Origin of the sequence: Arthrobacter jiangjiafuii, from assembly GCF_018622995.1 — a bacterium.
In the GTDB taxonomy this organism is placed as follows: Bacteria; Actinomycetota; Actinomycetes; order Actinomycetales; family Micrococcaceae; genus Arthrobacter_B; species Arthrobacter_B jiangjiafuii.
On record NZ_CP076022.1, the window covers coordinates 1502743 to 1525079 of the forward strand.

The window sequence follows — 22337 nt, forward strand, 5'->3', positions numbered from 1 at the left end:
AGTGGCTATTGCTATTAGCCATTTGGCTAACTAGAGTAGCTATATGACCACTTCACCAGATGCACCCCGCCCAGTCACCCAGTTCCTCCAGCTCAACGAAGGCCGGATCGCCTATGACCGCACAGGGTCCGGCCCCATGGTCCTCCTCGTCCCCGGAATGGGGGAACTGCGGGCCAGCTACCGCTTCCTTGGTCCCCGGCTCGTCAAGGCCGGTTTCACTGTCGTGACCTGCGACCTGCGCGGCCACGGCGAGAGCAGTGCTTCGTTCACCTCCTATGGCGACGCCGACACCGCCGGCGACATTTCGGCACTCCTGGAGCATCTGGGGGAGCCGGCCGTGGTGGCAGGGAACTCCATGGCTGCCGGAGCAGCCGTCATAGCCGCCGCCGACCGGCCCGACCTGGTGGCCGGACTGGTCCTGATTGGACCCTTCGTGCGGAACCCGCCCAACCAGAGTGCCGCCGTCGGGCTGGCTTTCCGCATGCTGATGGCGAAGCCCTGGGCGGCCCGCGTCTGGGGAATGTACCTTCCAATGCTCTATGCCGGCCGGCAGCCTGCGGACTTCAGCGACTACCGCAGGGAAGTGGTGGCTGCCATCCGCCGCCCCGGATACGGGAAGTCCTTTAGCCTGACCACCCGCACCACCCACGCCCCCGCGGAGGCGGCCCTTGCGCGGGTGAGCGCCCCCACCCTGGTGATCATGGGGGAGAAGGACCCCGACTTTAAGGATCCGGCGTCGGAGGCGCAGTGGGTTGCCGCAGCCCTGGACGGCTCGGTGGTGATGGTCCCGGACACCGGCCACTATCCGCAGTCCCAGGACCCCGCAATAGTAGGCGACGCCGTGGTGCAGTTCCTGGCCAGTGCGGTCTACCGTGCCTAGGGCAGCGCTCAGCGCCTCGGCGGTTGTGGCGGCCGGTGCACAGTTGCTGGATGAAGTGGGGCCGGCCGACTTCAGCCTGGCTGTCCTTGCCGAGCGATTGGGCGTCCGTCCGCCGTCGCTCTACAAACACACCGACGGGCTGGCCGGCCTGCGGCGCAGCATCATGCTCCACAGCAAACGGGATCTGGCCGGCGTTTTGGTGCAGGCCGCTGTCGGCCGATCCGGTGACGCGGCCGTCCGTGCGGTTGCCAACGCTTACCGGCAATGGGCACTTGCCCACCCTGGCCAATACCCTGCCACCCAGCTCCCGCCCGTGGCCGGTGATGCGGATGACGCCTCGGCATCTGCAGCCATTTTCAACGTGACCCAAGGGGTGCTCTCCGGCTATGAACTGACCGGAGACGACGTCGCGCATGCCATCCGTTTTCTCCGCAGCTCCTTTCACGGGTTCCTCGCGCTGGAAACCGCCGGCGGATTCCAGATGCCCGTCGACATCGATACCAGCTATGAACGGCTGGTCGACAGCATCATCGCCGCCCTGAACAGCTGGAGGCCGGCAGCCTGACCGCCACCGGAACGTCCATGAACCCGGCGGCCGTGTCCCCAGGCCGGGCCGGCGCCGGGTGCGTGTAGTTTGAAGGCCAAGCAGCAGGAAATCGCAGCGGTCGTTGCGGCAGGGGGAACGCATGGAAAAGCAGATGTATCAGGGTGCCGAGCAGGGCGCCGACTACACAGCCGAGGCGCCTACACCTTTTGGCCTGGGCATCCATCACGTCCAGCTGTCGATTCCAGCGGGCACGGAAGATGACTGCCGCCGCTTCTATGTCGGCATTCTCGGCTTCACGGAGGTGCAGAAGCCGCCGGTGCTCGCGGCCCGCGGCGGCCTTTGGCTGCGGGCGGACAAGCTGGAAATCCACCTCGGCGTCGAAGAGGACTTTCGTGCGGCGAAGAAGTCCCATCCGGGCATCCTCGTTGCCGATCTGGACGCGCTCGCCGTCCATGTTGGCGGGCATGGGCTGGTGCCGGAATGGGATGACGCCTTTCCGGGCATGCGCCGGTTTTATCTGCGGGACAACAACGGGAACCGGCTGGAGTTCCTCTCCCCGGCCTCCTAGGCCCTCAGCGGCACCCCGCCCCCCTGAGCCGTCAACTAGCAGTTGACAGTTGGCTCATGTCAATGAATCATTGACGAATGACCCATATCACTTCGGTGCCCACGGGCACTACGGCATTCCCATCCCAGTCAGAACGCCGCTCTTCCCAGCGATTGGTTTCCACTCATGACTGATGCACCACAGCCGTCGGACGAAAAAGTCAGGGCCGCACTCGCTGAGATGATCGCCGGACTGGACCCCACGCTGGCCGAGCGCTTGGAACACGACGTCGAATCCCACCTGGAACTCATCGCCCTGACCAACCGCGGGGCACGGGAAATGGAGCAGCTGCTGCAATCCTCCGTCACCTCGGCGCGTCTTGCCGGTGCCAGCTGGGAACGCATCGGGCAGCGGCTCGGCATGAGCCGGCAGGCGGCACAGCAGCGATTTGGCCGCGTGCCGGCAGAAGAGGGCACCGGTGACACATTGCAGCGGCGCAGGCTGACACCGGTGACGGCCTTTGATGAGATGGAGGCCCTGGCCGAGGCCGGACGCCAGGGGTGGCATTCGGTGGGCTATGGCGCGTACTTCCACGATCTGGTCCGCTCGTCCGAGCAGTGGGAGCATCTGCGGGTTCCGGCTTTTGGTTCCGGTAGGCGGGGCCTGGAGAAGGCGGGCTGGCAGAAAATCGGAACTCTCTGGTTCCCGTGGGCGTACTACGCCCGGCCTACCGGGAAACCGGTGGAGGATGAAACCAAGGCCGCCGGATAGGCCATGGATCCGTCAGCGCCGGAGCTGACCCGATCAGCAACGGGTTATCCCGTCCATCTGCCGGAAGCCATGGTTCCTCAGCTGCAAAATGCCAGCGGTGCTTGTGCCGCCGCGCCGCCGCGGGTTGGCTGGGCGCATGGGAAAAGTCATCTACTCCGTGTTCTCCAGCCTGGACGGCTACAACACCGATGCCGAGAGGGACTTCTCCTGGGCCTTTCCGGACGACACCGTTGTGGCGGCACTGACCGCGGACCTGGCATCCGTGAGCACCTATCTGTACGGCCGGCGGATGTACGAAACCATGGCCGTGTGGGAAACCGACCCGACCGCCGCGGAGGGCTCGCCGGAATCAGCGAATTTCGCGGAGGTCTGGAAAGGCGCCGACAAGGTGGTCTTCTCCTCCACCCTTGAGGATGTCTGGACCGAGCGGACCCGGCTGGAGCCTTCCTTCACCCTGAATACGCTTGAACGGGCAAAGGCCGAAGCCTCCGGAGACCTCACCATCGAGGGGCCGACGCTGGCCGGGACCGCGCTGCTGCTGGGGGCGGTCGACGTCGTCGAACTGCTGATCTGCCCTGTCACCGTGGGAGCGGGCACAAAAGTGTTCCCGGACGGGCTGAAACTGGGGTTCCGGCTCGTCCGGGAACGGCGCTTCGACAACGGGATGGTGCAGGTCAGCTATGAGGTGGACCGACCCTAGGGTTCAGGAGCGGACCTGGCTGGCCTCATACTTCTGCAGTGAGACCACCATGCCCAATCCGGTCAGCACCGCGCACCACAGCAGTGCCTGCCAGCACACGGCGCCCAGCCAGGCGATGACGCCCAGTGCCGTGAGCACCCCGGCAGCCGGGGTGCCCTCGGCGCCTAGAATGGATGGGTTCCCCCGCCGCCTGCCAGAAACCGTGGAGTCAGTCATGTCCCGAGGTAAACACCATCCGCCGCGGCCGAAACCGGCCAACAGCGAAGGGATGCTGATTGCCAATGACCTGAAAAAGGACCGCGGCTGGACCGAAACGCAGATCAAGACCTTCCTGCCGGAACCGGACCAGACGGCCCGGAATCCGTTTTCCCGCAAGGCGGCGCCGATGAAGCTCTATGCCCTGGACCGGGTGGAGGCCATCGAAGCAACGCCGGAGTACCAGAAGGCGCGGGAGGCATCCCGGACCCGGCAGCTGGCCGCCCGGGGGAGGGCCCTGGCCAAGAAGAAGGAAGCGGTGGCCGCCGCCGAGGCCCTGGAGTTGCGGATCGAGCCCGAACCGTGGCAGCAGATGCAGGACAAGGCAATTGAGCACTTCAACAGCAGGCTGCGCCGCAGCCAGTCACCGGCCAGCCGGAAAACCTCGACCGCCCGGCTGGACCGGCTCACGGTGAACTACCTGCGGCACAAGCAGACCTCCTACGAGGAGGAGCTGAAGGAGTTCAAGGGCGTGGTGGGCGTGGGGGAGGCGTACCTGGTGGTCCGCAACCGGATCCTGGACCTCATTGCCGAGACCTATCCTCCGCTGCGCACCGAGTGTGAGCGGCAGAAGTTCGACGCCCCGGAACTGCCCGACGGCGTCACGCTCTAGGCGGGTACTCCCACCGCCGCCGTGGTCCCCGCAGTGTGAAAGACTCAGCCGGTGATCAGGAGCATCAAAATCTCAAACGAATACCTTCTGGTGGAGCGCGCGCCCGCGGCCGCTGACTACGTGCACCTGCGCGCGGCCGCTGGGCTGACACCCCGGCGGTTGGATCAGGCAGTTCCGGCATTGGCCGGCAGCTGGAAGGCTGTCCACATCCGGCATGTGGCAACCGGCGAGACGGTTGCGATGGGAAGGGTCATCGGTGACGGTGGTTGGTATTTCCACGTGGTGGATATGGCTGTCCTGCCGGCCCACCAGCGGCGGGGCTTGGGTGACGCGGTGTTGGGCTCCCTCCTGGCGGCCATCCGGGAACAAGCCCCGGAGAATGCCTATGTGAACCTGCTGGCGGATGTTCCCGGGCGGAGGCTCTACGAGCGGCATGGATTCCGGGAAACCGCCCCGGATTCCATCGGGATGGCCCTCACAGGCGACGGCCTGTAGTCCGACCACGCCCCAATCTGCTAGCCGTAGCTCCACTGCAGGCCAAACGGCCCGTCACGCTCTAGGCGTAAGCATGCTTACCATTTAGGTGCCTGTGCACGGTTTCGTTAAGCTAAAAGGGATGAGTACCGCAGAAATCTCCCCGAAAACCGCCCGCAATAAGAGCACCGATCCAAGCACCAACGGCATGGTCCGCGTGCGCGGCGCGCAGGAGAACAACCTGCGCAACGTCGACGTCGACATTCCGCGCGACGCGATCGTCGCCTTCACCGGCGTCTCCGGATCGGGAAAGTCCTCGCTGGCCTTCGGCACCATCTACGCGGAAGCCCAGCGCCGCTACTTCGAGTCAGTGGCCCCCTATGCGCGGCGCCTGCTCGCCCAGGGGCACACGCCCAAGGTGGAGGAAATCACCGGGCTGCCTCCCGCCGTCGCACTCCAGCAGCGCCGCGGCACCCCCAGTTCCCGCTCCACCGTGGGGACGCTCACCACGCTCTCGAACTCCATGCGGATGCTCTTCTCCCGCGGCGGCACCTATCCGGCCGATGCCGAACCCGGCAGCCTGGACTCCGACGCGTTCTCGCCCAACACCGCCGCCGGCGCCTGCCGCGAATGCTCCGGTCTGGGCATCGCGCATACCGTCACCGAGGACTCGCTGGTGCCGGATCCCACCCTGTCGATCCGCGACGGCGCGATTGCGGCCTGGCCCGGCGCCTGGCAGGGCAAGAACCTGCGCGACATCCTCATCCAGCTCGGCTACGACGTCGACGTGCCGTGGAAAAAGCTGCCCAAAAAGGACCGCGACTGGATCCTGTTCACCGAGGAACAGCCCGTCGTGATGATCACCCCGCAGCGCGACCGCGTGGCCAAACCGTACAAGGGAAAGTTCTGGAGCGCGAAGTCCTACGTGCTGCACACGCTGGCCGATTCCGGCAGTGAGCAGATGCGCAAGCGCGTGCTCGAGTACATGGTCTCCGGTCCCTGCCCGGTCTGCGGCGGCGCCGGCCTGCGCCCCGAGGCCCTGGCCGTCACCTTCGCCGGCCGGAACATCGCCGAACTCAACGGCGCCACCCTGGCCGAACTGGCCGAGATCATCCGGCCGACGGCGGAGCTCAAGTCCGCCGGCACCGCCTCCCGCGCCAAGGCCTCCAACGAGGACACCGAAGTGGCCGTCACGGTGACCCGCGACCTGCTCTCCCGGCTGCAGGTGCTCATCGACCTGGGGCTGGGCTACCTCAGCCTGTCCAGGTCCACCCCCACCCTCTCGCCCGGGGAAATGCAGCGGCTGCGGATCGCCACCCAGCTGCGCTCGGGCCTGTTCGGGGTCATCTATGTGCTCGACGAGCCCTCCGCCGGCCTGCATCCGGCCGACGCCGAACCGCTGCTGGCGGTCCTGCAGGAGCTGAAGGACGCCGGAAACTCGGTGTTCGTCGTCGAGCACAACATGGACGTGGTGCGCAGTGCCGAGTGGATCGTGGATGTGGGTCCGCAGGCCGGCGACGGCGGCGGCACAGTGCTCTACAGTGGCCCCGTTGCGGGGCTGGCCGACGTGGCTGAAAGCGCCACCCGGCCGTTCCTCTTCGGCGAGGCCGAGGATATCGCGCCGACCCGGCGGACTCCCGACCGGTGGCTGAACCTCAAGGGCATCACCCGGCACAACCTGCGCGAGCTCGACGCCGAGGTTCCGCTGGGCGTGCTCACCGCCGTCACCGGTGTCTCCGGCTCCGGCAAGTCCACGCTGGTCAGCCAGGTGCTGGCCGAAACCGTGGGGGAGCACGTCAACGGCTCGGCTGCCGCTGCCGCTGCTTCGGCTGAAGACAGCGAGGGCGAAGCGGACGACGACGTCGATCCCGGCGCCTCCGTGCGCGACATCGCCGGCCTGGAGCATCTGGACCGCCTGGTGAAGGTGGACCAGCGGCCCATCGGCCGCACGCCGCGCTCGAACCTGGCCACCTACACCGGCCTGTTCGACGCCGTCCGCAAGCTTTACGCCGGCACCGACGAGGCCCGGGCCCGCGGCTACAACGCCGGCCGCTTCTCCTTCAACATGGCCGGCGGACGCTGCGAAACCTGCCAGGGCGAGGGCTTCCTCGCCGTGGAACTGCTCTTCCTGCCCGGCACCTACGGACCCTGCCCGCAGTGCCACGGCGCCCGCTACAACGAGGAAACCCTCGAGGTCACCTACCGCGGCAAGAGCATCGCCGATGTGCTGGCCATGCGGGTGGAAACCGCGGCGGAGTTCCTCGCCGACGTGCCGGGTCCAGCGCGCAGCCTGCGTACCCTGCTCGACGTCGGCCTCGGCTACCTGCGCCTGGGCCAGCCCGCCACCGAGCTTTCCGGCGGCGAGGCGCAGCGCATCAAGCTCGCCACCGAGCTGCAGCGGGCCCGCCGGGGCCACACCCTGTACCTGCTCGACGAGCCGACCACCGGGCTGCATCCCCAGGATGTCCGCCTCCTGCTGGCGCAGCTGAACCGGCTCGTGGACGCCGGGAACACCGTGGTGGTCGTGGAGCACTCCATGAACGTGGTGGCCGCGGCGGACTGGGTGATCGACATGGGCCCCTCCGGTGGAGATGCCGGCGGCCGGATCATCTGCGCCGGAACTCCCGCCGAGGTGGCAGACTGCTCGGCGAGCCGCACCTCGACGTACCTGGCCGCGGCCCTGGGCCGATAGCGGCGTTACGTCTCTCGGGGGATTGGGCCGGTAGGTTGGGTCCTGATCTTATTCAGGACCCAACCGCAGAGGACGGAACCCCGCTATGACCGCTGACGACCTGACGGTTGATGACCGTCCCGAACCGCCGGACGCCGGGGGCGAACGTGAGATCCTCTGCGGCTTCCTGGACTTCCTGCGCGCCACCGCGGTCTTCAAGGCCCGCGGGCTCAGCGACGAGGACGCCTCCCGCCGGCTGCTGCCCTCGCTCACCACCGTCTCGGGGCTGCTGCGGCATCTGGCCGACGTCGAGCGGGTCTGGTTCCGTGAGCGGCTTGACGGACAGGCCGGAGTCCCCACGCGGTGGTCCGATGCAGAGCCCGACGGCGAATTCCTCGTCGGCCCCGGCGACAGCCTGGCCGCGATCATCAAGGACTACGAAGACGCCTGCGCCGAATCGCGCGCCGTGCTCTCCCGCTACGATCTCGACGATCCGTGTGCCGGCACACCCGCCGGGCACAACGTGCGCTGGGTCCTGACCCACATGATCGAGGAAACCGGACGGCACTGCGGGCATCTGGATATTCTCCGCGAACTGCTCGACGGCGCTACGGGGGAGTAGCGCGGAGTACCGGAAGCCCCGGAGGCCGGTCAGGCGCCGTCGTTCTCTTCCAGCCAGGCCTTGAGACCGTCGTAGATCTCCACGGTGTCGCGCTCGACGGCGTCGGCGGTGGCTCCGCTCAGTCCGTAGAGCCGCACGCTGAAGACGCAGTCCCGGTCACCGGTGGGGGTGATCAGATACTCCAGCGTGCCGGCTGGTTCCTCGGCCACCCGCTCGTCCCAGCGGGCGTCGAAGGTGAGGACAAGCCGGTACGGTGCCTCCGCCTCCTGGACGGTTCCTACGATGAGGTTGTTGCCGCCGTCGTCGTACAGGGCGTAGTCACTGCCCGGTTCCATGCTTCCACGGAGCCGTGAATCCCACATCCAGCTGCGCTGAACGTTGGAAGACGTCAGAGCGCGCCAGACGTCTTCGGCCGGACAGGCCAGCGTTGTGGAGTAGATGGTTTCGATGGAGGCAGCGTTGGGCATGGTGGTGACCTTTCCAGTCTTGGGAGCGGGATGCGGAGCGCGGCAGGCAACCACGGCGATCCGGACCGATGGGCCGAGACTAGTGCAGCTTCCCACGGGGCAACAGTGTCGAACCTGCTATTTGCCCCTCTGGCCGTGAAACAGGAGGTGCCCAAGTGGCCTGTGGGTCAGGCGTCGAACCGGACAAACGCTCGCAGCGGCAGCCCGCCGTCGTCGTCGGCCGCTTCTCCGCCGGCCTGCCGGTAGCCCAAGGCCTCGTAAAACGCCTTCTGTCCGGGTTCGGTGTCGGTGAGCAGCACCTTCTGCCGCACGTGCGCAAACGGGGCCAGGACCAGCTCGGCGAGCTGCCGGCCCAAGCCGGTGCGCTGATGCCGCGGGTCCACCAGGATGTCCTGCAGATAGCAGATGGAGTGCCCGTCCGAGACGACGCGGGCCAGGCCCACCAGCTCCGCGTCCTCCCAGGCCACTGCCACACGCGTCGACCCGGCGAGGGCGGCGGCCAGGGTCTGCGGGCTGTCGGTATAGGCACTCCAGCCCACGGCGTCGTAAAGGCGGACGACGGCGGCAAGGGGCAGGTCGGCGCCGGCGGCGTATTCGAGGGATGGCATGCCGACAGCCTACGCGGCGGCGGGGTGGGTTCCGGGGATCCCTTGTGCGCGGGAGGTTCGGCTGGCACTATCGATTTACGATAGATAGTTGCCGACAATCAATCACCGGGGGATCCACGTGACCAGAGACGCCATCGCTGAGCTGAAGCTGATCCTTGCCATCCTGTTCGCCGCGGCGGTGGTGGCCCAGACCGTCATCCTGCCGTGGATGGCTGCCGACATAGTCGCCCACTTTCCGGAAGTCCAAAGCCTGCGGCAGCCCATCCTGGTGCTGTCCGTGCTCGCCGTGGCCTGCATCGAGGCGGCGCTGCTCTGTCTATGGAGACTGCTGACCCTGGCGGGGTTGAAGCGGACCTCCGGGCGCCAGTTCCTCCGCTGCCTGGACGCGCTGGTGGTGTCGCTGCTGGCTGGCGCCATACTGATGGGCTCAATGCTTGCCATGATCACGGAAGCGGACCAGGGAACCGGCGGCCCGATACCCCCGCTGGTGCTGCTGACGGGAATAGGCGGGTGCACTGTTGCGGCACTCATTGTCTTAGCGAAGCGGCGCCAGCTTACCGTTGCAGCTGAACGGGAGACCCGTCGTGCCTGAGCCCTTCGGGATAACGGAACGTGTACGCAGGGGTGACGAGGTGTGGCTGGGCATCGCCATCGGGTTCCTATGCCTGGCTCCGATCACTACGCTGTTCGCCTTCGGTTCCGGTTTCGATTTTGATCCGGATGACTATCCGGGCTCGTACTATCTGGAGCAGATTCCCCGGCGGCAGACTGTGATGGCCATAACCATGGCGGTTCCGGCTGTCTCTGCCCTTGCGGCAGCGTTCGGGGCGGTCCGGCAGCCCCGGCGCTGGCAGAAGACTTGCGCTGCAGCAGTGCTTTTTGTGCTGGCAATGCTGGATTTGTGGATCTGCTGGGTGCTGGGACTTGATGCCGTTGAGAGTGCCAAACGGTATTCGGAGATGTTCTAGCCACGTTCATTTAATTTCGGTCTTATCCCGAACCGCGGCAGGCCGTGCTGTGTTCGTCCGGTGATACGATTCCGAAAAGTAAATGCAGGCAGCGAGGGGATCACAATGGCTAGGCGTTCTAAGAGCGGGCGCCTAGCAAAGGATAAATACACCCGAATGGCCAAAGCCTTAGCATTTCTGCTTGCCGGGCTGGTGATCTTTGTCGGGGGAAGCACACTGGGTGTGGGAATGGTCCTGGAGGCTCAGGATGACCGCAGAGTGCTGGCCGAAGGCGTCCGAACCACCGGCGTCATCACTAAAGTCGAGTTTTATACCGATCGGAGGCGCCACTCATACAAGGATCTGACGGTTTACTTTCTCACTGAAGATAGACGCGTTTACGGCAAGCGCACCCTTGAACGGTATTACGATCACGTTGAAGGGCCAGAATCGACAGTTGCAGACCAGATGCATGGCGAAAAAAGGGTAGTTTTCTATGATCGCTCTGATCCGGGCAATTCAGTCATAGAGGGCGCGACTCAATCGTTCACCGTGGCTTATCTGGTGATTCTGCTCGCCGCCGGCTTCGGAGCTGCGTTTATCCGGTCGGGCTGGGTTGGGCTGCGGAGAAGGCAAGCGTGACGGGGCCCGGGAACCGCCCAGTAGTGACAGAGCCCGGAAACCGCCCCGGCCACAGCTCCCCGAAGCCTCCGCCCGGCCGATAAAGCTGCCGTCAGCGGGAAGCCGCGGTGTCCTTTTCCTTCTCCACCAGCGGATCGGGATCCAGGAAGGCGACCGTGAGGACCGCTGCCGTCTGCTCGATCTGCCATTCCCGTGCACCCAGGTCCCGCAGCGCGGCGCTGATGCTGTCCAGGTTGATGTCTGCCGGCGGGCGCCAGGCCACCCGGCGCAGGTGGTCCGGTGTCAGCAGGTTCTCGATCGGCAGGTTCAGTTTCTCCGCGACGGCAGCCAGGCGCGGCTTTGCGGTCTGCAGGCGCGCTGCAGCGGCGGGATCGTTCTTGGGCCAGACGCGCGGGGGCGGCGGGGCATGTGTAGGGATATGCAGGGGCGGCAGCTCAGTGGTGGACCGGCCGGCTGAGATGCAGCGCATCCAGCGCGGGGCTTCCTTCTGCGCGGCCCGGCCGTGGAAGCCGGGCGTGCCCAGCAGCTGCGGCACGGTGGTGGGCATGGCCCGGGCAGCGGCAACGATGGCCGAGTCCGGAATCAGCCGGCCGGGAGCGGTGTCGCGGTTCTCGGCCAGGTGCTCGCGTTCGGTCCACAGTTCACGCACGACGGCGAGCTGCCGGCGGTCGCGCAGCTGGTGGATGCCGTTGGTCCGGCGCCACGGGTCGACGCGGGGCGGTGTCGGCGGTGCCGTGCGGATGGCTTCAAACTCCTGCTCCGCGAAGGCGAGCTTGCCGGCGTCGTCGAGCACTTTGATCAGTTCAATGCGCAGCTCCGCGAGGACTTCCACGTCCAGTGCGGCGTAGCGCAGCCAGGGCTCGGGCAGCGGGCGGGTGGACCAGTCGGCTGCGGAGTGTTCCTTGGCCAGGGTGAAGCCGAGCAGGTTTTCGATGACGGCGGCCAGACCCACGCGCGGCAGTCCGGCCAGGCGCGCCGCGAGCTCGGTGTCGAAGAGCTTGTCCGGCCACATGCCCAGTTCGGACAGGCAGGGAAGGTCCTGGGTGGCCGCGTGCAGGATCCATTCCACACCCTGCAGGGCATCGTTGATGATGTCCAGGTTGTCGAACGGTTCCGGGTCGATCAGCCAGGTGCCCGAGCCCTCGCGGCGGATCTGGACCAGGAAGGCGCGCTGTCCGTAGCGGAATCCGGAGGCACGTTCGGCGTCGACGCCCGCAGGTCCGGTTCCGGCGGCCAGCGCCTTGGCTGCTCGCTCCAGGCCCCGCATGGAGTCGATGATCAGCGGCACTCCGTCTTTTGGCGCCGCCAGCAACGGGAGTTCGGGAGGCTCTACCTGTGGGTCAGCGGATGTGGTGTTCGAGGCGGTGCCGGGTATTTGCGCGGTCATAAGGACTTCAGTCTATCGAGTCTGCCGGTGCCGGTGTGACAGGCGCGGGCGCGACGACGGCGGAGCTGCTCGGTTTGGGTGCGGGGTGGTTGTCCCTGCGGGGAATCCCTCCGCTTTGTGGCAATCCCTCCGCTGCGCGGCGGAGGGATTGCCACAGCCCGGAGGGATTCTCAGGACCGGATCGAGACGTTCGCGGACGATGCCGGTGTCAGGTGAGGCGCACGCGCGGCAGGGGAGTGACGCCGTCGGGCAGCGGCGGCAGCCCGGCGAAGGTGCAGACCATGTCGGACCAGGCTTCCAGATGGGCCTGGATGTCCGAGGTGTCCGGGGTCCAGGAGGCGCGCAACTCGATGTCGATGGCGTCGCCGCGGCCGGCCAGGGTCCCGTAGCTCTCGGAGAGGATCCGGGTGGCGGTGCCGCCGGCCGAGGAGTATCCGGCGTTGTGCTCTTGCAGGGCCTCCACGAGCCAGGTCCAGGCCACCGAGCCCAGCAGCTCGTCGTTGCCCATATCCGGTTCCAGCTCGGCACGGATGTAGGTGACGATCCGGAAGTTTCCGTTCCAGACGGCTGACCCGTCGGGGTCGTGCAGCAGGATAAACCGGCCTGCTGCCAGTTCGGTCTGTTCCGGCACCACGATTCCGGAGGGCCCGTGGCCGAGGCCTTCGTCGCGGGCAAGCGGCCCGGCGGCCAGGACCTCCGCACCGAGAGAAACCGCGAAGGGGGCCAGCCGTGCGGGCGCCGGAATCTCATTCAGGTGCAGCTCAGGTCGGCACTGCGCCCGGCGCAGGGAACCGAGGGCGTTCAGGAATTCGGGGGGTACTTGTGCTAAGTCACCAATTGCACTCACCTCCGCAGACTACGGTGGCAGCTCTCGGACCGATGCGCAGGCTCGCCGAAGTGTCCCATTCGTTACCTCTCCCAGCGTAGAAGGGGTTGCGTCCTGCGGGAAGGTGTGGCTGCGGGTCAGAGCGCGACACTCATCGAACCCGCGAGAGAAGGAGCGTTGCACCACCTTAACCACAGGCGGCCCCGGGACTCAAAAGAGAGCCCGGGGCCGCCCGTCCGGCAAAGCCCGGAAGCTAGCTGATCGGCAGCGCTTCCGGATCCTGCGGGCCCCGGGGAGCCTGCGGACCGGCGGCAACCTCACGCGCAATGGCTTCAGCGAAGGCGTCGACGTCGGACTCAGCCGTGTCGAAGGTGCACATCCAGCGCACCTCGCCGGTGGCCTGGTCCCAGTCATAGAACCGGAACGAGGAGCGCAGCCGGTCGGCCACACCGGCCGGCAGCTTGGCGAACACGGCATTGGACTCGGTGGCCTGGGTGAGTTCAACACCGTCGATCTTTTCCACCGCGGCGCGCAACCGCTGTGCCATGGCATTGGCGTGCGAGGCCGAACGCAGCCACAGATCGCCCTCGTACAGGGTGATGAACTGGGCGGAGACAAAGCGCATCTTCGAGGCCAGCTGCATGTTCATCTTGCGCAGGTAATCCAGGCCGGGGGAGGCCTCCGGGTTCAGCGAGACGATGCACTCGCCGTACATCATGCCGTTCTTGGTGCCGCCGAGGGAAAGGATGTCGACGCCGGCCTCGGAGGTCATCGCGCCCAGGGTCACGCCCAGCGCCGCGGCGGCATTGCCCAGCCGGGCGCCGTCCATGTGCAGGGTCATGCCGTGCTTGTGGCAGTGCTCGGCGATGGCGGTGATTTCCTCCACCGTGTAGAGGGTGCCCAGCTCGGTGGACTGGGTGATGGAAACGGCCAGCGGCTGCGCGCGGTGCTCGTCGCCCCAGCCCCAGGCCTCCTGGTCGATCAGTGCGGGGGTGAGCTTGCCGTCCGGGGCGGGGATCTGCAGCAGCTTCATGCCGCCGATCCGCTCCGGTGCACCGTTTTCGTCCACATTGATGTGGGCTGTGGAGGCGCAGATGACGGCGCCCCAGCGAGGCAGCAGCGACTGCAGCGCGGTCACGTTGGCACCGGTGCCGTTGAACACCGGGAAGGCGCGCATCTGCGAGCCGAAGTGCGTGGTCAGGACCTCGCGGAGCTTCGCGGTGTAGACGTCTTCGCCGTAGGCCACCTGGTGGCCCTGGTTGGCGGCGGTCAGCGCGTCGAGAATCTCGGGATGCACACCGGAATAGTTGTCCGAGGCAAAGGCGCGGATGGAAATGTCATGCAGGGGGGAAATGTTGGTCACAGTGTCCAGTATCTCTTACGGTTCGATCGGTTTTCGACGGGCTGCCGGTGGGGCACAGCCGGCCGGTCGCAGGCGGCAAAGCCGCCTGCAGGTGCAGCGGTCAGGCGCCCGGCACGAGGGAAATGCGGCGGCCGTTCAGCTGCGCGGCATCCTCGCTGAACAGCCCGACGACGGCGTCCGCCAGGGCCTGCACATCGGTGTAGGTGCTGAAATTCCGGTCCGGTTCGGCGGTCCGCATGGCATCGTCCACCAGGGCCTTCACCACGAGGACGACGGCGGCCGAATGCTGGGGCTGCGGGTTTTCCTTCGCACCGGACTGGGCCCGGCGGAAGCCCTGCGCGATGGCTTGGACCCAGGCCTCGGCCCCGGCCTTGGCTGCCGCATAGCCGGCGCCGCCGGCGGTGGGGGAGTCCACGGCGGTGGAGGACACAATGGCGAGCCGGCCGTCGTCGGACGCTGCCAGCTGGTCATAGAAGCTGCGGCTGACATTGCGCAGGGTGCGCAGGATGTTGGTTTCCAGGAAGTCCCAGTCGTCATCGCTCTGCCCGGTGATCCCGCCGCCGCCGCGCCAGCCGCCCACCAGGTGGATCAGCCCGTCGATCCCGCCGTAGGTCTCCTGCAGGTCGGAGGCCAGGGCTGAAACCTCTTCGGGATCGGACAGGTCGCAGGTGCGCAGATCGGCGTCGAACAGGCTAAACAGGGTGTTCTCGAGCCGGGCGGCGTCGCGGCCCACGGCCACGACCTTCGCCCCGGCGGCCTCCAGCGCCTTGCAGACCGCCGCCCCGGACGGGGAGCCGGCGCCGGCCACAAGGACCGTCCGGCCCCGGACAGTCAGGGATTCGGTGGATGGTCCTGCGGCCGGCTCAGTGCTCATTTACTTGGAACTCCCTGTGATTCCGGAGGTGGACTCGATGACCGGGCCCATCTTCTTGGACAGCGCTTCGTAGAACATGGACAGCGGGAACTCGTCGTCCAGCACCTGGTCCGTGAGCCCGCGCGGCGGGCCGTCCAGCGGCAGTGCGTCCGGACCCTTGGCCCAGACGGAGGCCGGGTTGGGGGTCAGTGTGGCGGACACGAGGTCGTAGGCAGCGAACCAGTGGGCGGTCTTCGGCCGGTCGATGGAGCGCCAGTACAGGTCCTCGATGTTCGCACCCAGGCGGACAACGACGTCGGCCACGTCTTCCCAATCGATGCTCAGCTTGCCGTCGGTCCAGTGCAGGACGTGGTTCTGGTGCATCCAGGCGAACAGCAGCTGCCCGCCGAGGCCGTCGTAGTTGCGCACCCGGCTGCCCGTAATGGCGAACCGGAAGATCCGGTCAAAGATCACCGCGTACTGCACCAGCGTGGCATGCTTGCGCGCTTCCGGGGAAGCATCCTCGTCTTTTTCGATCTTCACGGCTTCGCGGAAGGCGGTCAGGTCGCAGCGCAGTTCCTCCAGGGAGTAGAGGAAGTACGGCATGCGCTGCTTGATCATGAACGGATCGAAGGGCAGGTCCCCGCGCATGTGCGTGCGGTCGTGGATCAGGTCCCACATGACGAAGGTGTCCTGTGCCAGCTTCTGGTCATCGAGCAGGGCTGCGGCATCGGCGGGCAGCTGCAGCGAGGTGATCTCCGCTGCGGCGCGCAGGACCCGGCGGAAACGGGCGGCCTCACGGTCGGCGAAGATGGCACCCCAGGTGAACGTGGGGGTTTCACGGACGGCCACGGATTCGGGGAAGAGCACCGCGGAGTTCGTGTCGTAGCCGGGGGTGAAGTCCAGGAAGCGGATCGGCACGAAGAGCTTGTTGGAGTACTCGCCGGCCTCCAGCTCGCCGATGAACTCCGGCCAGACAACCTCGATCAGCACTGCCTCCACGAAGCGGTTGGTGGAGCCGTTCTGCGTGTACATGGGGAAGAGCACCAGGTGCTGCAGTCCGTCGGTGCGGTCCAGCTGCGGCGAGAAGGCCAGCAGGGAATCCAGGAAGTCCGGTTCTCCCAGGCCGTCGGCGACCCAGCGCTGCAGGTCCTGGACCACCAGGCGGAGGTATTCGGCGTCGTGTTCAAAGGCCGGGGCCAGTGCGACGACGGCGGCGGCCAGGGTGCCGATCAGTTCTTCGGCTGCAGTGTGGTTCTCGGCGTCAACAGAGCCGTTCTTGTTCTGCAGCTGCTGCAGATCGGTGGCCGCCTGTTTCAGCGCCTGCCAGGCCTCGGAGTCCACAGGGTTGCTGCCTGTGCTGACTGCTGCGAAGCCGGGGCGGGAGAGCGAGGGGAACGCGTGAAGAGACATGGATGCAACTTTCAGGAGCGGGAGCCGGTCAGGGATGCGGGGGACTCGAGGACTGTTGCGGCCAGCCTAGTAGTAAATACTTATTCTTACTGCAAATGTATCCACTGGTAAGAAGCTCTTAGGGTCGGGGGCTGTCCCTGATGGCGACCCAAAAGGTCGGCTTTAGCTGTTCCCGTTAGCTGTTGTCCTAGTGGGACATCGTTCGGGGCGGCAGGGTGCGGGCCCCTTTGCTCCTTCGGCACGTTCCTCAGGAGTAGACTCGAACGCTGTGGCATTGCTGTCACAGCAAACCAAACTTCTTTTTTTATCATTTTCTGCGATGTGACCCGGGACCATTTCTGCTGCTTGCAGCAGGGGGACCTCACTTTGGGCGCTTTCCCAGTTGAAAGGCCTCATTGTGAGTACCGCCAGCGCACATCCAACATCCCTGCCGTCACGGACGCGGGTTGCCGGCGTCGTCGCCGGAACCGGGGCCGCTCTGCTCACCGCCCTTTGCGTCGTGGCTGGACCGTCACCGGCATTTGCCGCCGAGGCGCCAGTTGGTTTGGGTACCGCAGGCAGCTATTCAGTGCTCGGCGGGCAAACGGTCACCAACATCGGCCCAAGCCAGCTGAATGCTGATCTCGGGGTCAGCCCGGGCGCCGCTATCGAGGGTTTCCCGCCGGGTGTCCACGGAGGGTCGGTTTATGCCGGCAACGCCCAGGCAGCCCAGGCCCAGGCAGACGTCGTCGTTGCCTACGACGACGCGGCAAGCCGAACTCCCACGGAAAGTGTTACCGGAGACCTCGTGGGCCGCACTCTGGGTCCCGGCGTGTATAACTCGGCAGGGCCACTCGCTCTCAGCGGCACCTTGACCCTCGATGCTCAGGGCGACCCCAACGCCGTCTTTATCTTCCAGGCCGCGTCTTCGCTGATCACAGCCAGCGCCAGCAACGTTAACCTCATTGGCGGCGCCGAGGCCTGCAACGTCTACTGGCAGGTCGGCAGTTCGGCAACCCTGGGCACGCAGTCATCCTTCACGGGCACCATCCTCGCGCTGACCTCAATCTCGGCCACCACCAATACCGTCGTCGAGGGCAGGGCACTGGCGCGGAACGGCGCAGTCACCCTGGAGAACAACACCTTCACCGCACCCAATTGCGCCCCGGCTCCGGCCGCCCCGGCTCCGGCCGCGACTGCGCCTGCTGTAGTTCCGACCGCACCGGCGCCGCTTCCGACGGAGACCGCGCCGTCGTCGGAAACGCCCGTGGGTCCGGCGGTTGACGCTGCTGAAGAAACATCCGAAGGAACCAACCGGGGCATCAATATTGACTCGGCGGCATCCGCTGGATCAACGTCAGCAGTTTCTGTCGCAGCCGCAATCGTAGCGGCAATTTTGGCTGTTTTCGCCGGAGCAACTGTCCTCATGCGTCAGACGTCCAGGAGGCGCTGATCGGCCGCAGGAAGACCTCGCGGTCGCCGTCGCGCAGGTTCCTGGCAGTGTGTGCTGCTGCCGTGTTGGTCTTCATCTTTGCGTGGGGAGCGGTGTCTCTGATCGACAGCCGCCAAGAAGCCGGGACCAGCATTGCCGCGCCCCCGCCGGCGGCTGACGGAACGGTTATGCCTTCGGCCACCGCCGTCGGGAACGATGCAGCCGTTGAAGCGTCCCCGCCGACGAGGCTCGCTATTGAGGACGCCGGTATCGACGTCGAGGTCCTCCCGCTCTTGCCGTCCGAGGAAGCGCTGGCCGAGCAGGCTATCGTGCCTCCTCTGACGGAGGATGGATATTGGCTTGCCTCGTACGGGCAGCCGGGCCGGGGTTCAACCAACACCACGTACCTGACGGGTCACAGCTGGGAGGGCAGCGAGTCTCCGTTTAACCGGCTCAGCACGCATGCCGAGGTGGGCAACACCATCACGCTGGACACCGAGGCCGGCTCTCTGGACTACGTGGTGGAGTCAATCACCACGCACGATAAGGAAACGCTCAAGGACAGTGACATCTGGAGCATCGTTCCGAACCGGTTGGTGATCATCAGCTGCTACACCGAGGACCTGTGGGGCAAGAACGTCATTGTCACGGCTGCACCCAAGCCTTAACTGGGGAACGCCGCGTAATGCCGGAATTTCCCGCCCGGGTACAGTGGGCGACACTCCCTTTCACGCTCTACCGGGAAAGGGCATCCGAGATTTAGGAGACGCCATTGTTGCTATTCGCTGATATCTCTACAGCTCCAGAATCCATCAATCCCGTCACCCCCGGGCCGGCAGGGTGGACGCTTTCACTATTCGGCGCCCTTTATCTGGTCCTGGTCATCGCCGCTCTGGTCAGCATCGCTAAAAGTACCCACCCCACGCCGACGGTAAAAGTGCTTTGGTTCCTCGTCGTCGTGGTGGCTCCCTTTTTGGGGTCGCTCGTATGGTTTGCGTTCGGCAGGCGCAAGGCTCCCACTCAGCCGACCGGCCGATAGCGGCCGAACTCAGTAGCCGCGGCTGTTGGGCGATTCCGTACCGATGACCGTCAGCGAAACCTCGGGGTGGTTCTTCTCGACGCGCTTGAGCGCCCAGATGTCGTTGAACAGGGCCAGGAACGCACCGTCGGTGCGCTGCAGCACCTCGGCACCATGTACGTTGGCCAGGATCTCAGCGGCATCCGGCGTCGTGAGCCGAGCCAGCGAGTAGTTCAGCGGTTCGTAGCGCATGGGGGCATTGAAGTCCTGCGTCATGCGGTCCTCCACCACCTCGAACTGCATCGGCCCGACGGCGGCCAGCACCGGCGCCTGGTCACCTCGCCGGTCAGAACGCAGCACCTGGATGATGCCCTCGTGTTCGAGCTGGTCGATGCCGCGGCGGAACTGCTTGTAGCGGCTGGGGTCCTTGGAGCGTGCCACGCGGAAGTGCTCGGGGCTGAAGAACGGAATCGGCGGGAACTCCACCGGCTCCTCCACATACAGGCTGTCGCCCACGCGCAGGGCCGAGGCATTCACGAGCCCGACGACGTCGCCCGGCCAGGCCTGGTCGATGACCTCGCGTTCGCGGCCGAACAGGTGCTGGGCGTACTTCGTGGCGAAGGTCTTGCCGGTGTTCGAGTGCGTCACCACCATGCCGCGCTCAAAGATGCCGGAGCAGACCCGGATGAAGGCCACGTGGTCGCGGTGGGCCTTGTTCATGCCGGCCTGGACCTTGAACACAAAGCCGGAGAATGGTGCATCCACGGGACGAAGCTCGCCCTCCTTGTCCTCGCGCGGCCCGGCCGACGGCGCCAGGTCCACCAGGGCGTCGAGGATCTGCTTCACGCCGAAGTTCAACGCTGCGGAAGAGAACAGGATGGGGGTGGCCTTGGCGGCCAGGAACGCGTCGCGGTCAAACTCGCGGCCGTCGATGACCAGCTCGGCTTCGCCCAGGGAGTCTTCCCAGACCTCTCCTTCGGCGGCGAGGGCTTCCTCCGGGGTGAAGTGGTCTTCCTTGGCCAGCGAGGCGCCGGAGTTCTGCCGTTCGAACTTTACGTATTCGTCCTTCTTCAGGTCCCAGACGCCGCGGAAGTCGCCGGCGATGCCAACGGCCCAGGTCAGCGGCATGGGGGCGAGGCCGGTGCGCTCGGTGATCTCGTCCATGAGCGCCAGCGGGTCCAGGCCCGGGCGGTCCCATTTGTTGATTACGGTGATGATGGGCAGGTTCCGGGAGCGGCAGACCTCGAACAGCTTCATGGTCTGGGTTTCCAGGCCCTTGGCGGCGTCGACGAGCATCACGGCGCAGTCGACGGCGGCAAGGACGCGGTAGGTGTCCTCGGAGAAGTCGGCGTGGCCCGGGGTGTCCAGCAGGTTGATGACCGTGTCGCGGTACGCGAACTGCAGGGCCGTGGAGCTGATCGAGATGCCGCGGTCCTTTTCCATCTGCATCCAGTCCGAGACCGTCTCGCGGCGGTTTTCCTTGCCGTTGGTCGCGCCGGCCGTGCCGATCACCCGGGCGTGCAGGGCCAGGGCCTCGGTCAGCGTGGACTTACCGGCGTCGGGGTGCGAGATCACCGCGAACGTACGGCGGCGGGAGGACTCGCGGGCAATTGCCGCAGTCGCTTTACCGGCCGGACTGGTGGTGGCGCTGACGGTGGGCTGAACCTGTAAGGACACTCCGCTGCTTTCACATGTGGTGGGTGGTGGCCGCAGGGCGAAACACTCGCGGCAACGCTGCCAGCGATGACAGCCTTTTTATTCTAGCCGCTGCCCGCCGGGTGCCCGGACGGTGCGGTCTCGACGGTGGACGCCCGCCCGGCTGGAACTTTCAAGGCGAAAGGCTCCGGTTTGTGGCAATTCCTCCGCCGCGCAGTGGAGCGATTGCCACAAACCGGAGCGGCTCGGACAAACCGGAGGGAATCTAGGTCCGAAGGAGGGCCCTGAGCCGGAAATCGGCGTGTCCGGGCATACCAGCGGTCTGGTGCCGTCGTCGTTATCTTCGCCTAGTGTGGTTTTCGACACCCTCCGGCTCCGGCCCCCTGAATGGACCCGGCACCGACTTAACGCCTTACGACGACGAAAGGCCGCTCCCATGGCTGAAGCATTCATTATTGACGCAGTCCGTACTCCGGTTGGCCGCAGGAACGGCGGGCTGAGCAGCGTCCATCCCGCTGACATGGCCGCTCACGTGATCGCCGACGTCGTCGGACGCACCGGCATCGACTCGGCGGAATTCGACGAGGTCATTCTCGGAGCCATCGACCAGGTGGGACCGCAGGCCATGGATATCGCCCGCACCGCCTGGCTGGCGGCCGGCCTGTCCGAACGGGTGCCCGGAACCACCGTGGAGCGCCAGTGCGGCTCCGGCCAGCAGGCCGTTTCCTACGCGGCGCAGGCAGTGATGAGCGGCACCAGTGACCTGGTCCTCGCCGGGGGAGTGCAGAGCATGTCCTCAATCCCCATTGGATATGCGAACACCGCGGCTCGGGAATTGGGCTTCCCGGACCCTTTCACCGGATCAAAGGGCTGGGCCGAGCGCTACGGGGACCAAAAAGTCTCCCAGTTCCTCGGGGCCGAAATGATGGTGGACAAGTGGGGGCTCACCCGCAGCGAACTGGAGGATTTCGCCGTCGAATCCCATGTCCGGGCGCTCGCCGCCCAGGCCGAAGGGCGCTTTGACCGGGAAATCCTGCCGCTGAACGGCCTCAGCGCCGATGAAGGGCCCCGCGAGCCAAACCGTGCCAAGATCGAGTCCCTGGCCCCGCTGTCCGAGGGCGGCCGGCTCACTGCTGCCACGTCCTCGCAGATTTCCGATGCTGCGGCTGTGCTGCTGCTGGCCTCCGAGGACGCAGTGCGGCGTTACGGGCTGAAGCCGCGGGCCCGGATCCATTCCGTCTCCGCCCGGGGGGACGATCCGATCATGATGCTCAGTGCGCCCATCGAGGCGACCCGGCATGCCCTGGGCCGTACCGGCATGAGCCTGAAGGACATCGACCTGCTGGAAATCAACGAGGCGTTCGCCTCCGTGGTGCTGGCCTGGCAGCGGGAGCTCGACGTCGACCTGGCCAAGGTGAACGTCAACGGCGGCGGCATCTCACTTGGGCACCCCATCGGTGCCACCGGGGCCCGCATCATGACCACGCTGCTGCACGAACTCGAGCGCACCGGCGGCCGCTACGGCCTGCAGACCATGTGCGAGGGCGGCGGGCAGGCCAACGTCACCATCATCGAACGGCTGGATGAGGGGTTCCGCCTGTAACGGCCGCGTCATGTGAACTCCTCTCGATTGACAAGTGACTGCAGTCACTCAACACTGGTGTCT

The 22337-nt window shown here is 66.2% G+C and carries 25 protein-coding genes; 16 read left to right on the plus strand and 9 right to left on the minus strand.

The features are described 5' to 3' along the window. The first annotated feature begins 43 nt into the window (after positions 1-43). The 5 genes from KKR91_RS06980 (at position 44) to KKR91_RS07000 (ending at position 3445) form a co-directional block, all read left to right on the plus strand. Positions 44-880: an alpha/beta fold hydrolase gene (locus KKR91_RS06980; RefSeq protein WP_210230977.1), complete on the plus strand. Its 837-nt coding sequence runs from the start codon at positions 44-46 to the stop codon at positions 878-880. Beyond that, entirely contained in the window at positions 873-1445 is a 573-nt protein-coding gene (locus KKR91_RS06985) for a TetR-like C-terminal domain-containing protein (RefSeq protein ID WP_210230978.1), read from the plus strand. Before KKR91_RS06980 ends, KKR91_RS06985 begins: the two co-directional genes overlap by 8 nt. A gap of 121 nt (positions 1446-1566) precedes the next feature. After that, positions 1567-1995 carry a VOC family protein gene (locus KKR91_RS06990; RefSeq protein WP_237687526.1) on the plus strand — a complete coding sequence of 143 codons (429 nt, stop codon included), beginning with the start codon at positions 1567-1569 and terminating at the stop codon, positions 1993-1995. 165 nt (positions 1996-2160) lie between these two features. Next, a complete protein-coding gene (locus KKR91_RS06995; RefSeq protein WP_210230979.1) occupies positions 2161-2745 on the plus strand; it encodes a hypothetical protein in 585 nt (194 codons plus the stop codon). 136 nt (positions 2746-2881) lie between these two features. Next, positions 2882-3445 carry a dihydrofolate reductase family protein gene (locus tag KKR91_RS07000; RefSeq protein ID WP_210230980.1) on the plus strand — a complete coding sequence of 188 codons (564 nt, stop codon included), beginning with the start codon at positions 2882-2884 and terminating at the stop codon, positions 3443-3445. A 3-nt stretch (positions 3446-3448) separates the two neighbouring features. On the opposite strand, the gene KKR91_RS07005 is transcribed toward KKR91_RS07000, so the two are convergent. Further along, positions 3449-3661: a hypothetical protein gene (locus KKR91_RS07005; protein ID WP_210230981.1), complete on the minus strand. Its 213-nt coding sequence runs from the start codon at positions 3659-3661 to the stop codon at positions 3449-3451. Between KKR91_RS07005 and KKR91_RS07010 the strand changes: the two genes are divergently transcribed. From KKR91_RS07010 to KKR91_RS07025, 4 genes are all read left to right on the plus strand, one after another. Then, a complete protein-coding gene (locus KKR91_RS07010) occupies positions 3660-4313 on the plus strand; it encodes a hypothetical protein (protein WP_210230982.1) in 654 nt (217 codons plus the stop codon). The genes KKR91_RS07005 and KKR91_RS07010 overlap by 2 nt on opposite strands. Positions 4314-4364: 51 nt before the next feature. Beyond that, positions 4365-4808, plus strand: a complete 444-nt coding sequence (locus KKR91_RS07015) for a GNAT family N-acetyltransferase (RefSeq protein ID WP_337925354.1) — start codon at positions 4365-4367, stop codon at positions 4806-4808. A 121-nt stretch (positions 4809-4929) separates the two neighbouring features. After that, complete coding sequence (gene uvrA, locus KKR91_RS07020) at positions 4930-7479, plus strand: excinuclease ABC subunit UvrA (protein ID WP_210230983.1); 2550 nt, start codon at positions 4930-4932, stop codon at positions 7477-7479. Between the two features lie 85 nt (positions 7480-7564). Next, positions 7565-8080 carry a DinB family protein gene (locus KKR91_RS07025; protein ID WP_210230984.1) on the plus strand — a complete coding sequence of 172 codons (516 nt, stop codon included), beginning with the start codon at positions 7565-7567 and terminating at the stop codon, positions 8078-8080. A gap of 29 nt (positions 8081-8109) precedes the next feature. On the opposite strand, the gene KKR91_RS07030 is transcribed toward KKR91_RS07025, so the two are convergent. Together KKR91_RS07030 and KKR91_RS07035 are read right to left on the minus strand one after the other, a co-directional pair. Continuing rightward, positions 8110-8547 (minus strand): SRPBCC domain-containing protein, encoded by a 438-nt coding sequence (locus tag KKR91_RS07030; RefSeq protein ID WP_210230985.1) that lies wholly within the window; start codon positions 8545-8547, stop codon positions 8110-8112. Positions 8548-8714: 167 nt separating this feature from the next. Then, positions 8715-9155, minus strand: coding sequence for a GNAT family N-acetyltransferase (locus tag KKR91_RS07035; RefSeq protein ID WP_210230986.1), 441 nt, complete (start codon positions 9153-9155; stop codon positions 8715-8717). Positions 9156-9273: 118 nt separating this feature from the next. Here KKR91_RS07035 and KKR91_RS07040 point away from each other — a divergent pair, with 118 nt between their 5' ends. The 3 genes from KKR91_RS07040 to KKR91_RS07050 all read left to right on the plus strand — a co-directional run bounded on the left by KKR91_RS07040 (position 9274) and on the right by KKR91_RS07050 (position 10744). Beyond that, a complete protein-coding gene (locus KKR91_RS07040) occupies positions 9274-9747 on the plus strand; it encodes a DUF2975 domain-containing protein (RefSeq protein ID WP_210230987.1) in 474 nt (157 codons plus the stop codon). After that, positions 9740-10123: a hypothetical protein gene (locus tag KKR91_RS07045; protein WP_210230988.1), complete on the plus strand. Its 384-nt coding sequence runs from the start codon at positions 9740-9742 to the stop codon at positions 10121-10123. Before KKR91_RS07040 ends, KKR91_RS07045 begins: the two co-directional genes overlap by 8 nt. A gap of 156 nt (positions 10124-10279) precedes the next feature. Further along, positions 10280-10744 (plus strand): DUF3592 domain-containing protein, encoded by a 465-nt coding sequence (locus KKR91_RS07050; RefSeq protein WP_210230989.1) that lies wholly within the window; start codon positions 10280-10282, stop codon positions 10742-10744. 91 nt (positions 10745-10835) lie between these two features. Here the strand turns inward: KKR91_RS07050 and KKR91_RS07055 are convergent, their stop codons facing one another. From KKR91_RS07055 to KKR91_RS07075, 5 genes are all read right to left on the minus strand, one after another. Beyond that, positions 10836-12131, minus strand: coding sequence for an HRDC domain-containing protein (locus KKR91_RS07055; protein WP_210230990.1), 1296 nt, complete (start codon positions 12129-12131; stop codon positions 10836-10838). A gap of 208 nt (positions 12132-12339) precedes the next feature. After that, entirely contained in the window at positions 12340-12969 is a 630-nt protein-coding gene (locus tag KKR91_RS07060) for a DUF3000 domain-containing protein (protein WP_210231109.1), read from the minus strand. Between the two features lie 241 nt (positions 12970-13210). Then, entirely contained in the window at positions 13211-14320 is a 1110-nt protein-coding gene (locus KKR91_RS07065) for a threonine aldolase family protein (protein WP_237687527.1), read from the minus strand. Positions 14321-14420: 100 nt separating this feature from the next. Beyond that, complete coding sequence (locus KKR91_RS07070) at positions 14421-15194, minus strand: SDR family oxidoreductase (protein WP_210230991.1); 774 nt, start codon at positions 15192-15194, stop codon at positions 14421-14423. Continuing rightward, the gene (locus KKR91_RS07075) at positions 15195-16586 is read right to left on the minus strand and encodes a DUF6421 family protein (RefSeq protein ID WP_237687528.1); all 1392 of its coding nucleotides are present in this window, start codon (positions 16584-16586) and stop codon (positions 15195-15197) included. Positions 16587-16983: 397 nt separating this feature from the next. Here KKR91_RS07075 and KKR91_RS07080 point away from each other — a divergent pair, with 397 nt between their 5' ends. The 3 genes from KKR91_RS07080 (at position 16984) to KKR91_RS07090 (ending at position 19036) form a co-directional block, all read left to right on the plus strand. Continuing rightward, complete coding sequence (locus KKR91_RS07080) at positions 16984-18018, plus strand: ice-binding family protein (RefSeq protein ID WP_237687529.1); 1035 nt, start codon at positions 16984-16986, stop codon at positions 18016-18018. Positions 18019-18185: 167 nt separating this feature from the next. Further along, positions 18186-18665: a class F sortase gene (locus KKR91_RS07085; protein WP_210230992.1), complete on the plus strand. Its 480-nt coding sequence runs from the start codon at positions 18186-18188 to the stop codon at positions 18663-18665. Between the two features lie 107 nt (positions 18666-18772). Beyond that, positions 18773-19036 carry a PLD nuclease N-terminal domain-containing protein gene (locus KKR91_RS07090; protein ID WP_237686530.1) on the plus strand — a complete coding sequence of 88 codons (264 nt, stop codon included), beginning with the start codon at positions 18773-18775 and terminating at the stop codon, positions 19034-19036. Positions 19037-19045: 9 nt separating this feature from the next. Here KKR91_RS07090 and KKR91_RS07095 read toward each other — a convergent pair whose 3' ends face one another. After that, a complete protein-coding gene (locus tag KKR91_RS07095) occupies positions 19046-20626 on the minus strand; it encodes a peptide chain release factor 3 (protein WP_210231113.1) in 1581 nt (526 codons plus the stop codon). Positions 20627-21107: 481 nt separating this feature from the next. Between KKR91_RS07095 and KKR91_RS07100 the strand changes: the two genes are divergently transcribed. Next, the gene (locus tag KKR91_RS07100; RefSeq protein WP_210230993.1) at positions 21108-22274 is read left to right on the plus strand and encodes an acetyl-CoA C-acetyltransferase; all 1167 of its coding nucleotides are present in this window, start codon (positions 21108-21110) and stop codon (positions 22272-22274) included. The last annotated feature ends 63 nt before the right edge of the window (positions 22275-22337 follow it).

Bases quoted from the DNA above. Each gene is read 5' to 3' on its own strand.
- KKR91_RS06980 (WP_210230977.1), top strand. From the start codon at position 44: ATGACCACTTCACCAGATGCACCCCGCCCAGTCACCCAGTTCCTCCAG.
- KKR91_RS06990 (WP_237687526.1), top strand. From the start codon at position 1,567: ATGGAAAAGCAGATGTATCAGGGTGCCGAGCAGGGCGCCGACTACACA.
- KKR91_RS06995 (WP_210230979.1), top strand. From the start codon at position 2,161: ATGACTGATGCACCACAGCCGTCGGACGAAAAAGTCAGGGCCGCACTC.
- KKR91_RS07000 (WP_210230980.1), top strand. From the start codon at position 2,882: ATGGGAAAAGTCATCTACTCCGTGTTCTCCAGCCTGGACGGCTACAAC.
- KKR91_RS07010 (WP_210230982.1), top strand. From the start codon at position 3,660: ATGTCCCGAGGTAAACACCATCCGCCGCGGCCGAAACCGGCCAACAGC.
- KKR91_RS07005 (WP_210230981.1), bottom strand. From the start codon at position 3,661: ATGACTGACTCCACGGTTTCTGGCAGGCGGCGGGGGAACCCATCCATT.
- uvrA (WP_210230983.1), top strand. From the start codon at position 4,930: ATGAGTACCGCAGAAATCTCCCCGAAAACCGCCCGCAATAAGAGCACC.
- KKR91_RS07025 (WP_210230984.1), top strand. From the start codon at position 7,565: ATGACCGCTGACGACCTGACGGTTGATGACCGTCCCGAACCGCCGGAC.
- KKR91_RS07030 (WP_210230985.1), bottom strand. From the start codon at position 8,547: ATGCCCAACGCTGCCTCCATCGAAACCATCTACTCCACAACGCTGGCC.
- KKR91_RS07035 (WP_210230986.1), bottom strand. From the start codon at position 9,155: ATGCCATCCCTCGAATACGCCGCCGGCGCCGACCTGCCCCTTGCCGCC.
- KKR91_RS07050 (WP_210230989.1), top strand. From the start codon at position 10,280: ATGGCCAAAGCCTTAGCATTTCTGCTTGCCGGGCTGGTGATCTTTGTC.
- KKR91_RS07055 (WP_210230990.1), bottom strand. From the start codon at position 12,131: ATGACCGCGCAAATACCCGGCACCGCCTCGAACACCACATCCGCTGAC.
- KKR91_RS07070 (WP_210230991.1), bottom strand. From the start codon at position 15,194: ATGAGCACTGAGCCGGCCGCAGGACCATCCACCGAATCCCTGACTGTC.
- KKR91_RS07075 (WP_237687528.1), bottom strand. From the start codon at position 16,586: ATGTCTCTTCACGCGTTCCCCTCGCTCTCCCGCCCCGGCTTCGCAGCA.
- KKR91_RS07085 (WP_210230992.1), top strand. From the start codon at position 18,186: ATGCCTTCGGCCACCGCCGTCGGGAACGATGCAGCCGTTGAAGCGTCC.
- KKR91_RS07100 (WP_210230993.1), top strand. From the start codon at position 21,108: ATGGCTGAAGCATTCATTATTGACGCAGTCCGTACTCCGGTTGGCCGC.